The sequence below is a fragment of the Mesorhizobium sp. M2C.T.Ca.TU.002.02.1.1 genome (assembly GCF_003997225.1).
The window spans coordinates 1-10,832 of record NZ_RZTO01000119.1; the positions used below are offsets into that span (position 1 = coordinate 1).

Here is a 10,832-nt window from a genome sequence, read left to right on the forward strand (position 1 = left end):
GTGTTCGAGCAGATCTTCCAGGTCGGCTTCCTCGCCGCCATCATCCGCATTGCCACGCCCTTGGCCTTCGCGACGCTGGGCGAAATGTTTTCCGAGCGCGCCGGCGTGCTCAATCTCGGCATCGAAGGCATCATGCTGCTGTCGGCGATGGCCGGCTTCACCGCCGCCAGCCTGAGCGGCAGCCTGTGGCTCGGCGTGCTGGTGGCCGTGCTTGTCGGCGCGCTGATGGGCGCGCTGCATGCGCTGTTCACCGTGGCGCTGGGGCTCAGCCAGCATGTCTGCGGCATCGGGGTGACTTTGTTCTCATCCGGCCTTGCATATTTCCTTTACCGGCTGATCTTCGGCCAGCAATCGGTGCCGCCGAGCATCGACGGCTTCAAGCCGGTGCCGATCCCGCTGCTCGCCGACATACCGGTGCTCGGGCCTGCGGTGTTCAACCAGTTCACGCTGGTCTATCTCGCCATCGTCGCGGTGCCGCTCGCCGCCTTCGTGCTCTATCGCACGCCCTGGGGGCTCTCGGTTCGCATGGTCGGCGAGAACCCGCGCGCGGCCGATTCCGCCGGCGTCAGCGTCATCGCCACGCGCTTCCAGGCGGTGATCCTCGGCGGCGCGCTGATGGGGCTCGCCGGCGCCTTCCTCACCATGGCGCAGTTCAACGCCTTCACCTTCGGCGTCGTCTCCGGCCGCGGCTGGGTGGCGATCGCGCTGGTCGTGTTCGGCCGCTGGGATCCCTGGCGCTCGGCCGGCGCTGCGCTGCTCTTCGCCTTCGTCGACGCGCTGCAGCTCCGGATGCAGGCGAGCGGCCTCGGCCACATCCCCTACGAAGCCTTCCTGATGCTGCCCTTCATCTTCACCATCGTCGCCATGGCCTTCATGTCGCGCAACGCGGTGGCGCCCTCGGCGCTGCTGAAGCCGTTCCGGAGGGAGGAGCGGTAGTCCAGAGTTCCTCGCCCCCGCAAAGCGGGGGAGAGGTGGCCGCGAAGCGGACGGAGAGGGGGCTGCGCCGACGGTCGAATGGTTGCTCTTTCGGCGCCGCGTTTGCGCCAAATTCTCAGCCGGTTCTGGCTTCACGCAGGGCGTCCCCTCTCCGTCTCGGCTTCGCCGAGCCACCTCTCCCCACTTTCGTGGGGCGAGGAACTGGAGCCGGCCTCAGATCGCGGTAAAAGCATTATCCACGAACAGATGCGCGCCGTTGACGAAGCTCGATTCGTCGCTGGCCAGGAACAGCGCCGCCTTCGCCACTTCCTCCGGCTCGCCGATGCGGCCCTGCTGCGCGGCCATGGCGGCGTCGGAAACATCGACGCCGAGCTTGCCGAGATCGGCGACCTCGCGCAGGCCGTGCGGCGTGCGGATGAAGCCGGGGCAGACGGCGTTGCAGCGGATGTTTCGGTCGCGGAATTCCACCGCAATGGCGCGCGCGAACATGTGGCAGGCGCCCTTGGTGGTGTCATAGAGCACTTCGTTCGGCGTCGCCGCCACGGCCGAGATCGACGAGGTGCAGACGATCGAGCCGCCGCCGGCGGCGATCATGCCGGGCAGCACGGCGCGGGTCATCAGGAACATCGAGCGGACGTTGACGGCATGCAGCCAGTCCCATTCCTGCAGGCTCGTCTCCAGGAATGGTTTGATGACGATCGTGCCGGCATGGTTGAACAGCACCGTGACCGCACCAAGCTTATCCGCCGCCGCCTTCACCGCCGCTTCGACCTGCGCCTCGTCCGAAACGTCGGCCACGAAATGCTCCGCGACATGGCCCCGCGCACGGATCGCCGCCGCGGTCTTGCCGGCCGCCTCGCCATTGCGGTCGATGATCGCCACCTTGGCGCCCTCGGCGGCGAACAGCTCCGAAGCCGCCCCGCCCATGCCCGTCGCTCCACCCGAAACGATGGCCACCTTGCCCGCCAACCTTCCACCCATTCTTTTTGCTCCTTCAGTGCCGCCCATATCGGCCCAAGCGATGCTATCCGTCATGCGCGAGGCGGCCAAGACCGTTCGAGCGATTGGAGATTGTGCCTGTGAACGCCGCGAAAACGCTCGATTTTCAGGCCGCTCGGCCAGATTGCCTATGTTCCCACATCGGCTGCCTCGCCTGCGTTGCGAGTATGAAAAACCACGATCTGTCCTGTTTTAAAAAATTCGTTCCAGAAATTGCTCGAAAATAGCAATCGACAAAGTCTACTAACTTTATAGATTAATGGCCGCGACGGAGGCCGATATGTCCTATATCCAGAACGCTCAGACCGCCCGCAAGGGGCAGAGGCTGACAGCCGACCAGAGCTGGAGGCCCGCCTATGGCGGCACCTTCGCCTATCTCGTCTTCGCGCTTGCATTCGTGTTCACCGGCGCGGTGGTCCTGGGGCTGATCCCCTGACCCAAGGCGGGCCGAGACCCGCCGTCAAACAATCTGAGTTGAGTACCCGGAGTGGAAAACTGGCCGAGCGCCGGGGCGTCTTTGCGCGTCCGCGTCTTGGATTTGGTTCAAAAAGGCTTTGGAGCGGGGCAAGCCGACGTGATGGAGGAGATGGCAATGCCGATCGAGTTCACGCATGTTCCCGGAAAGCCTGCCAATGGCAGCTTCTTCTACGATTTCGCCGAAACCGCGACCAAATTGTCGCTGATCGAGGATGCCGGCTTTCGCAAGCTGGTAGTGGACGATCCGGCCGGACTGCTCACCAATATGGACATCGCCGCGCAGACGCTGGACCGCACCGGCTCGCTTGAGGTGGTGCTGACGCATTGGGCCGGCGTGATCGAGCCGACGGTGGCGGCAAGGCAGCTCGCGGCGCTCGATCGCAGAGGCGGCGGCCGCCTGTCGCTGCGCATGCTGAGCGAGCCGCTGGAAGACAGCGATGCCGAGGCGCGGCCGGTCGGCCACGGCGTGGTGTGGCAGCGCATCGACGAATATCTGGTGCTGTTGAAGCGCCTGTGGTCGAACGACAGGCCCTTCGATCATGAAGGCGCCTTCTACAGTGTCCGTGGCGGTTTCGTGCCGCGCAAGGGCCCGCATGGCGCCGATCTCGTCATCCGGCTCGGCGGCCAGTCCGGCACCGCGCTGAAGGTCGCCGGCAAGCATGCCGATGTCTTCGAGCTGGCTGCCGGCTCGCCCGACGAGGTGCGGCAGTTGATGGAGCGTGCGCGTGGCGCCGCGGCGGAACATGGCCGTGGCGGCAGGCTGCGCTTCGCGCTGCCGGTGCGTGTCCACGCGGATGGCTGGAGCGGAACCCCTGACCACAAGGCGGTCGAGATCGCCGGGCCGCCGGCGCGGATTGCCCTGGCGCTTTTGCCCTATGCCGCGCTCGGCATCGAGGAGTTCATGATCGGAGGCATCGACCGTCCGGGCGAGATCGCCCGCATCGGGCGCGAGACGATCACGCTGGTCGCCAATTCCCTGGCGCGCCGCGAGGTGGAGATCCCGCAACCGGGTGCATTTGCCGCGACTTCCTTTGCCGAGCACCGCGCGGGCTAAAGCATGTCTCCCGAAAGTGGGAACCGGTTTCGGGATAAAGACATGCGCAAAATCAAAAAACCTAAAGCGCATGGAGCGAATCTGAAAGATCGCGACGCGCTTTAGCACGATGCCCGGAAGTCACTTCACATCGGAGTAATCCAGGCCATCCATCACGTAGTCCGCGAACAGGAAGTCGCGGATGCCGGCGATCCGGCCGTTTTCCCAATCGATGAGGATGAAGTAGCGCGGCGGTCCGTCCGGACGCTCCGGACTGGTGACGAGGATGGCGGGCCGGCCTTCGACAAGGCCGGTCGTGAAATGCCAATGCGTTTCGTCGGCATAGCGGCCGAAATAATTGCCGACATATGCCTTGCCGTCGGCGCGCAAGCGGTTGACCAGCTCCAGCTTGACGTCCTCGGCCAAAAGGCCGCGCAAAACGTCAAAATCCCTGGCGTTGAAGGCAGCCACATAGTCGCCGAGGCGGCGGACTTCGTCCCGGTCGAGCGTCGGGCGGGGTGGTACCGTGCGTGGCGCGGCCGTGAGCTTGCGCAGGCTCTCGCGGCCCCGCTGCAGCGCGCCCTTGATTGCCGTGTCGGAGGTTTCGAGGATCTCGCCGATCTCCTCCAGGCTGTTTCCAAGCACGTCCTTCAGCACGACCGCGCACCGTTGCGCCGGCGGCAATTGCATCAATTCGGCCAGGCTCGCCTCGGCGGCGATGCGCGCGTCCAGCACCGAATTCTCGTCGGCGATCGTGTCGAGTTCTACCTCGCTTTCGCGCCCACGCGAGCGGGCCCGCTTGCGCAGGAAATCCAGCGCCGCATTGTGCGCGATGCGAAACAGCCAGGGTTCGGTCCTGTCGGGCATGTCGCCATTCCTGATCGCCACAAAGCCTTTGGCCAAGGCTTCCTGCACGATGTCTTCGCCATCGATGACCGAACCGACCATGCGCGAAGCGTAGCGGTGCAGCTTGGCCCTTAGGCCGGCAGCCTCGCGCTCGAAGGCGCGAAGCCTGGTTTCGGTCGCCGCAACGGACTGATCCTGCGAACCGGTCACGCGTCCTCCTGGTTTTCAACGCCGCCCGTATGGGAATAGGTCGTGCGGCCCATCATGCTCTCGCCGGCGGCGAGCTCGACAATGCTCTTCATGTAACCGGCGAAGCGCGGATCGCTGCGGAAGGCCGCGATGTCCTCCGCCGAACGCCATTGCGAGATGTTGGCGACCTTGCTGCCGTCGCCGCCGACGACCACGGACGACGACAGCGAGCCCGGCTGCTTGCTGAAGAAGTTCCGCGTGCCCTCGGCAAGCGTCTTGGCGAGTTCCTGCTGCTTGCCCGGCTTGGCGGTGAAGATGTTGATCAGGGTCACTGTGGTCGACATGGCTTGGCTCCGTTTGTCCTGATGGCGGAGGCCGTCGCGGCTCTCCCACCTGTTACGACCCTCAAGACGAAGCCGGAACCGGAAACGGAACGGCAGGACGAAAATTTTGGCGGGCAATGAATTTGGTCGGGCCGAGGCGCCGCCTCGGGACATTTCGAACGTCGGTCGGGAAAAAATTTCTGCTTACCGTTCCGAAACGCATCCGTCCTTCGTCTTGGCGAGTGCCGAGGTTTGCGAATATCGGCATCAGCCAAGGGAGAAGCACATGTCGATCCTGTCATCCATCGGCCGCATCGCGGCCGGATACGCCGCAACCCGTGCCCACCACCGGGCGGCGCGGACGCTCTATCTGCTGCCGCTCGACATCCGCAAGGATATCGGCTGGCCGGAGCTCGGTGACCCGGGTGACGCCGATATCTTCAGCGCGCCGCACCCGCGAGCTGCCGCAACGCGGCGATGACGGCCTCCGAGTCCGCCAGCGCGCCGAAGACGCCGTCCTCGACCGTCACCATATGTAGCGCGGCTTCATGCGCATATCGGTCGCCGCTGGCGCAGGCGTCCGAAATCGTCAGGCACTGGAAGTTGCGGTCGCAGGCCTCGCGCAATGTGGTGTGCACGCACACATCCGTCGTGCAGCCGGTGAACAGGAGGTGCGTTATGTCCCGCGCGCGCAAAACGAGCTCCAGGTCCGTATAGGTGAAGGCGCTGTTGCAGGTCTTGTCGATGATGATGTCCCGCGGCGCAACGTCGATGTCGGCGGAGATCTGGAAGCCCGGGCCGGAGCGCAACAGGACATCGGTGCCGTCGAGGCCGGCCCGCTTGCGGCGCCATTTTTCGTAAGGCGTCATGTCGGCCATGTCGGCTCGGTAGCTCTGCCTGGTGTGGATGATGGTGAGTCCGGCGGCGCGCGCCGCGCCGATCAGCCGGTTGACCGCCGGCACGATGGCCCGCAGCGGCGATGGATCATAGCCCTTCCTGGCGAAGTAACCGGTCGGCGACAGGAAATCCTCCTGCAGGTCGATCGCCAGCAGCGCCGTATGCCGCGGTTCCAGCCTGCCGTCATAGGGAAAGTCGAAGGGTATCGCCTTGATCATCGGCCGCCTGCTTTCAAGCAATTCCAGGAAAAGTGCATAGCGGTTTTTCCGTCCGCGATGGCGCACAAACCAAAAATTGGTTGCTCCATGCGCATCGTGCCCGGCAACCGACCTGCGGTCCAGGCCCGCAGCGTACCCAGGCGGGCATCGGCGCATCGTGAATTGTTGACACGCACAGTCATCTTTATAGTTGACTCGTAATGTCATGTTTCATAGTCAACCGGCATGGCCGCTTGGCGTCTGTATGGTACGCACGGCGGCCACCGCATTGCGATGATGGAAGCGAGGACGAGCCTTGTCCCGGAACGATCTTTTCGCGGCGCTGGCCGCGTTCCTCATTCTTTCGGCCGGCATCGCCAAGGCGCAGGAGCAACCCGCGCAGCAGCCGGCGGCACCCGCCATGCAGGCCCCGGTCGAGCAGGCCCCGGCAGCGCAGGTACCGGCCGTCCCAGCCCCGCAAACGCCAGCGGCGCAAGCGCCCGCCGCCACGAGCGAGGAGCCTTCCATCTCGCTGACGCTGCCGCATGACCTGTCGCCCTGGGGCATGTTCATGAATGCCGATATCGTCGTGAAGGCGGTGATGGTCGGGCTGGCCTTCGCGTCCCTCGTCACCTGGACGATCTGGCTCGCCAAATCGCTGGAAGTCTTCGGCGGCAAGCTGAGGGCCCGCCGCGCCGCCCATGCGATCGGCAATGCCGCGACGCTGATGCAGGCCCGCCGCGAGCTCGGCCACAGCGGCGGTCCGGGCGCGCTTCTGGTGCGGGCGGCGGAAGAAGAACGGGCGCTATCGGCCGGCGCGCTCGACCATGCCTCCGGCGACGGACTGAAGGAGCGCGTCGCCTCCCGGCTTTCGCGCATCGAGGCGGCGGCGGCCCGGCGCATGTCGCGCGGCACCGGCCTGCTTGCCACCATCGGCTCGACGGCGCCCTTCGTCGGCTTGTTCGGCACCGTGTGGGGCATCATGAATGCCTTCATCGGCATCTCGCAGGCGCAGACCACCAACCTCGCCGTGGTGGCGCCCGGCATTGCCGAAGCGCTGCTTGCGACCGCGATGGGCCTGGTCGCGGCCATTCCGGCGGTCGTCATCTACAACGTCTTCGCGCGCTCGATCGCCGGCTACAGGCAGATCCTCGCCGACGCTTCCGCCGGCGTCGAGCGGCTGGTCAGCCGCGACCTCGATTTCCGCACGGTGCCGCCGGCGACGGCGATGGCGGCGGAGTAGCGGCCATGGCGGCGCGCATTCGCGAGACGGCCGGCGACGATCTCGAGGAAAGCCACGACATCAACGTCACGCCGTTCATCGACGTCATTCTGGTGCTTCTGATCATCTTCATGGTCGCGGCGCCGCTCGCGACCGTCGATGTCAATGTCGACCTGCCCGGATCGACGGCGACGCCGGCGCCGCGACCTGAGACGCCTTTGTTCCTGACGCTGAAAAGCGACCTCTCGCTGGCGATCGGCAATGACAGCGTGCCGCGTCCGGCCTTCGCCGGCGTGCTCGACAACCGCACCAAGGGCGACAGGCAGACGCGCATCTTCCTGCGCGCCGACAGAAAAGTCGGCTACGGCGACCTGATGGAGGTGATGAACCTTTTGCGCGCCGCCGGCTACCTCAAGGTCGCGCTCGTCGGCCTCGAAACCACCGGCGGCGGCGGGCAGGCCGCGCCTGGAATGCCCGCCGCCGGCGCCAACCCTTCCCCCGAGCCGGGCGGAAGCGCGGCGCCATGACGGTCGCCGCTCTTTCCCGCGTTTCCCAGCCGCGCTTCGGCGCGCGCGAGGCCGGCCTGTGGATGAGCGCGGCCGCGATCATCCTGGCCGCGCATGTGGCGGTCGCCTATGCGGTGCAGAATTTGAGTTTCGCCGACATGCCCGATGGCGGTCCGCCGCCGGCGCTGGCGGTCGAGATGGCGCCGCTGGTCGTCGCGCCCGCCGCGCCGCAAGAGACGGCGATGCTGGACACGGTGACACCGGAGCCACCCGATGCGGCGGAGGAGACGGAAAAGCCCGTCGAGGCAAAACCGGTGACCGATCCGGCGCCGGCAGTGGAACAGGCGGAGCCCGTCACCGAACGGCCATCCGATGCCGATGACACGCAAGAGGCTGAGCAGGCCCCTCCAGCGGCGGTTGCCGCGCTGAGCGAGCAGCAGCCGCTGGACGAGGTCGTGCCCGACCCTGTCGAGGCGATCGCGCCCGATGTCGTCATTCCGCTGCCGGAACCGAAACCAGTGGAAACCAAAGCGAAGACGCAGAAGCCGGTCGAAGCCAGGAAGAGGGTCGAGAAGAAACCGGTCGAAAAGCCGAAGGAACGGGTCAGGAAGGAAAAGGCGCCCCCGCCCAGGGCGACGACCACCGCCAGCATCGATGCCCAGGCGGCGGCGAAGGCCGCGGCGCCAGAGTCCTCGAACGCGGCGCCGCGCTCGAGCGTCAGCCCGTCGCGCTGGAATTCCAGCCTGGCGGCGTGGATCAGGCGGCACACCCGCTATCCGAGCGCGGCGCGCTCCAGGCGGGCCGAGGGCACGCCGAGCGTGACCTTCACGGTCGATACCTCCGGCAGGGTGGTCTCGGCCCGGCTGGCGCGATCCTCGGGCGACGGCGATCTCGACCGCGCGGCCCTCGGCGCCTTGCAGGGCGCCTCGGTGCCGGCGCCGCCGGCCGAACTCGGCGCGCGCGTCACCCGCACCGCGCCCTTCGTGTTCAGCCTGCGGGACTAGATGGCCATCAACTTTCAGGCTTGACTGATGGACGGCACGGAATAGGGTAGCCCGCGAAAATACCGGCCTTGGTCGCCGGGCGGCAAGAATGCCTCGTATGCCTCGCCCATCCGGCGCTGGCTGCGGGGCTTTTTCATTTTTGGAGCCTCGCTTGAAGCGACGTATCGAGATCGGCGTCCTTTATTCCCGGTCAGGCAGCTATCAGCTCGTCTCCGATGCCTGCCGGCTGGGCGCGATGCGGGCGATCGCCGACATCAATGCCGATCGCGCGCAGACGATCGAACTCGTTCCGGTCGAGCGCGATCCGCAAAGCAATGCCGACCGCTACGCGACGCTCTGCGAGGACATTTTCCGCACCAGCAGCGCCCGCCATGTCGTCGGCTGCATCACCTCCTGGAGCCGCAAGGAGACGATTCCCGTGCTGGAAAAGGCGGGCGGCATGCTCTGGTACGCCTGCCCATATGAAGGCTTCGAGGCCAACGAGCATGTCGTCTACATGCATGCCTGTCCGAACCAGCATCTGGTGCCGCTGATGGCCCATGTCGCGCCGCGCTTCGGCGCCAACGGCTTCCTGCTCGGCTCCAACTACATCTGGGGCTGGGAGATGAACCGCGTCGCCCGCGACCTGATAGCCGACGCCGGCGGCAAGGTGCTCGGCGAACGCTATCTGCGCATCGGTGAGACCGATGTTTCGCGCCTGATCGAGGAGATCCGCGTCACGCGGCCGAACTTCATCCTGAACAACCTGATCGGCACCTCGTCCTACGCTTTCCTCGCCGCCTATCGCGAGCTGGGACGCGAGGATGCCGCCTTCAAGCCTGACGCCTGCCCGGTGGTCTCTTGCAATCTCACCGAGGCCGAACTGCCGGCGATCGGCGAGACCGGCAAGGGCCATCTGTCGGCCGGGCCCTATTTCGCGCCGCGCCCGGCTGCCTTCGCCTCGTCCTTCGAGGCCTCCGCCTATGCCTCGGTGCAGGTGATGGCGGACGTGCTTTCCGGCAATCCCGACGCCGGCCCGACGGAATTCTCGAAAGCTTTCGCCGAACGCCGCTTCGCGACGCGGCTGGGGCCGATCGCCATCGATCCGAACACTCAGCATGCAACCTTGCCGGTGCTCATCGGGCGCATTGCCGACGGCTTCTTCGAGGTGGTGAGCCGCGAGGAAGAGGTGGCGCCCGATCCCTATCTGTCGCGCTACGATCCGGCCAAGGTCTTCGGCCGACCACGGCTCAGGGTGGTGTCGTGAGCCGCGCCGCGCGCATCCCCAATCTCGGCGGCGCCAAGGCCTTCGTGCTGCATCGTCCGCACACCACGGTGCAGGCGATCACCAGGCAATTGTCGGCGATCGGCCTCGAAGCGATCGAGTGCTGGCCGCAGCTGCCGGCGGAGGCACTGGCGGCGGATTTCGTCTTCTTCGACGCCGATCTCGGCTTCGACGAGCAGTTCCCGTGGAAGCCCGGCGAGGCGCCGATGCCGCTTGTGGCGCTGATCGGCTCGGAAGCGCCGGGCCGCATCGAATGGGCGCTGTCGCACAACGCCGATGCGCAATTGCTGAAACCGGTGGGCACCGCCGGCGTCTACAGCGCGCTGCTCATCGCCCGGCAGAGTTTCGAGGCGCGAAAACGACTCGCCGGCGAGATCGCGTCGCTGCGCCAGCGGGTCGGCGAGCGCCAGACCATCGTGCGCGCGGTCGCGGCCCTGTCGAAAGGCGGCGACGACGACCGCGCCTACGCGCAGCTCAGGTCGCTGGCGATGAGCTGGCAGATCAGCGTCGAGGAAGCGGCGCGGCGCATCGTGGCGATGACGGAAGAAGAGGACGGCGATGACCAATCCCATCGCGCCTGACCTGCCGTCGGCCGGCCACATGCCGGCAAAGCCGCGCGCCGGCGTCTGGCGCCGGCTGGTCAAGCGGCCGCTGGCGTTGCTCGGTCTCATCATCGTCGCCATCGTGCTCGCCGGCGCCATCCTCGCACCATGGCTGACCGGCTACGATCCCAACGAGCAGATGTTCGACGGCCTGACGCTCGAAGGCTCGCCCCTGCCGCCGAACGCCAAGTTCTGGCTGGGCACCGACCTGCTCGGCCGCGACCTCTTGACCCGCATCCTGTTCGGCGCCCGCACATCGCTGATCATCGGCATCGTCGCCAATGGCGTGGCGCTTCTGATCGGCACGCTGGTCGGCGTCACGGCGGGGTATTTTCCC

At 66.4% G+C, this 10,832-nt stretch carries 13 protein-coding genes and 1 pseudogene; 10 read left to right on the forward strand and 4 right to left on the reverse strand.

What is annotated here, in order from left to right:
• A partial coding sequence (locus EOD07_RS09105; RefSeq protein WP_245469981.1) for an ABC transporter permease occupies positions 1 to 936 on the forward strand: 936 nt, incomplete at its 5' end.
• 213 nt (positions 937 to 1,149) lie between these two features.
• Here EOD07_RS09105 and EOD07_RS09110 read toward each other — a convergent pair.
• Entirely contained in the window at positions 1,150 to 1,917 is a 768-nt protein-coding gene (locus EOD07_RS09110; RefSeq protein WP_127235185.1) for an SDR family oxidoreductase, read from the reverse strand.
• A gap of 298 nt (positions 1,918 to 2,215) precedes the next feature.
• Between EOD07_RS09110 and EOD07_RS09115 the strand changes: the two genes are divergently transcribed.
• Together EOD07_RS09115 and EOD07_RS09120 are read left to right on the forward strand one after the other, a co-directional pair.
• Positions 2,216 to 2,371, forward strand: a complete 156-nt coding sequence (locus tag EOD07_RS09115) for a hypothetical protein (RefSeq protein WP_095816548.1) — start codon at positions 2,216 to 2,218, stop codon at positions 2,369 to 2,371.
• A gap of 156 nt (positions 2,372 to 2,527) precedes the next feature.
• Positions 2,528 to 3,466, forward strand: coding sequence for an LLM class flavin-dependent oxidoreductase (locus tag EOD07_RS09120; RefSeq protein ID WP_127235186.1), 939 nt, complete (start codon positions 2,528 to 2,530; stop codon positions 3,464 to 3,466).
• A gap of 120 nt (positions 3,467 to 3,586) precedes the next feature.
• Here the strand turns inward: EOD07_RS09120 and EOD07_RS09130 are convergent, their stop codons facing one another.
• Together EOD07_RS09130 and EOD07_RS09135 are read right to left on the reverse strand one after the other, a co-directional pair.
• Complete coding sequence (locus tag EOD07_RS09130) at positions 3,587 to 4,501, reverse strand: sigma-70 family RNA polymerase sigma factor (protein ID WP_245469984.1); 915 nt, start codon at positions 4,499 to 4,501, stop codon at positions 3,587 to 3,589.
• Positions 4,498 to 4,824 carry an antibiotic biosynthesis monooxygenase gene (locus EOD07_RS09135; RefSeq protein ID WP_164772137.1) on the reverse strand — a complete coding sequence of 109 codons (327 nt, stop codon included), beginning with the start codon at positions 4,822 to 4,824 and terminating at the stop codon, positions 4,498 to 4,500. The genes EOD07_RS09130 and EOD07_RS09135 overlap by 4 nt, the downstream gene beginning before the upstream one ends.
• A 106-nt stretch (positions 4,825 to 4,930) precedes the next feature.
• Here EOD07_RS09135 and EOD07_RS39205 point away from each other — a divergent pair, with 106 nt between their 5' ends.
• Positions 4,931 to 5,284, forward strand: a complete 354-nt coding sequence (locus EOD07_RS39205) for a hypothetical protein (RefSeq protein ID WP_348627744.1) — start codon at positions 4,931 to 4,933, stop codon at positions 5,282 to 5,284.
• Here the strand turns inward: EOD07_RS39205 and EOD07_RS09145 are convergent.
• Positions 5,244 to 5,918: an isochorismatase family cysteine hydrolase gene (locus EOD07_RS09145; RefSeq protein WP_127235189.1), complete on the reverse strand. Its 675-nt coding sequence runs from the start codon at positions 5,916 to 5,918 to the stop codon at positions 5,244 to 5,246. The genes EOD07_RS39205 and EOD07_RS09145 overlap by 41 nt on opposite strands.
• 295 nt (positions 5,919 to 6,213) lie before the next feature.
• Here EOD07_RS09145 and exbB point away from each other — a divergent pair, with 295 nt between their 5' ends.
• The 6 genes and pseudogenes from exbB to EOD07_RS09175 form a co-directional block, all read left to right on the forward strand.
• Positions 6,214 to 7,140, forward strand: a complete 927-nt coding sequence (exbB, locus tag EOD07_RS09150) for a tonB-system energizer ExbB (protein WP_127235190.1) — start codon at positions 6,214 to 6,216, stop codon at positions 7,138 to 7,140.
• 5 nt (positions 7,141 to 7,145) lie between these two features.
• Positions 7,146 to 7,646: a TonB system transport protein ExbD gene (gene exbD / locus EOD07_RS09155; RefSeq protein ID WP_127235191.1), complete on the forward strand. Its 501-nt coding sequence runs from the start codon at positions 7,146 to 7,148 to the stop codon at positions 7,644 to 7,646.
• Positions 7,643 to 8,629, forward strand: coding sequence for an energy transducer TonB (locus EOD07_RS09160; RefSeq protein ID WP_127235192.1), 987 nt, complete (start codon positions 7,643 to 7,645; stop codon positions 8,627 to 8,629). Before exbD ends, EOD07_RS09160 begins: the two co-directional genes overlap by 4 nt.
• A gap of 151 nt (positions 8,630 to 8,780) precedes the next feature.
• Positions 8,781 to 9,875, forward strand: coding sequence for a transporter substrate-binding protein (locus EOD07_RS09165; RefSeq protein ID WP_127235193.1), 1,095 nt, complete (start codon positions 8,781 to 8,783; stop codon positions 9,873 to 9,875).
• Complete coding sequence (locus tag EOD07_RS09170; RefSeq protein WP_040991549.1) at positions 9,872 to 10,474, forward strand: ANTAR domain-containing protein; 603 nt, start codon at positions 9,872 to 9,874, stop codon at positions 10,472 to 10,474. Before EOD07_RS09165 ends, EOD07_RS09170 begins: the two co-directional genes overlap by 4 nt.
• Positions 10,475 to 10,493: 19 nt before the next feature.
• Positions 10,494 to 10,832 (forward strand): annotated as a pseudogene (locus EOD07_RS09175) (ABC transporter permease); the annotation flags it as partial.

What these genes read in the sequence shown, in the direction of transcription:
- EOD07_RS09110 (WP_127235185.1), bottom strand. Translation starts at nt 1,917, where the DNA reads ATGGGTGGAAGGTTGGCGGGCAAGGTGGCCATCGTTTCGGGTGGAGCG.
- EOD07_RS09115 (WP_095816548.1), top strand. Translation starts at nt 2,216, where the DNA reads ATGTCCTATATCCAGAACGCTCAGACCGCCCGCAAGGGGCAGAGGCTG.
- EOD07_RS09120 (WP_127235186.1), top strand. Translation starts at nt 2,528, where the DNA reads ATGCCGATCGAGTTCACGCATGTTCCCGGAAAGCCTGCCAATGGCAGC.
- EOD07_RS09135 (WP_164772137.1), bottom strand. Translation starts at nt 4,824, where the DNA reads ATGTCGACCACAGTGACCCTGATCAACATCTTCACCGCCAAGCCGGGC.
- EOD07_RS09145 (WP_127235189.1), bottom strand. Translation starts at nt 5,918, where the DNA reads ATGATCAAGGCGATACCCTTCGACTTTCCCTATGACGGCAGGCTGGAA.
- exbD (WP_127235191.1), top strand. Translation starts at nt 7,146, where the DNA reads ATGGCGGCGCGCATTCGCGAGACGGCCGGCGACGATCTCGAGGAAAGC.
- EOD07_RS09160 (WP_127235192.1), top strand. Translation starts at nt 7,643, where the DNA reads ATGACGGTCGCCGCTCTTTCCCGCGTTTCCCAGCCGCGCTTCGGCGCG.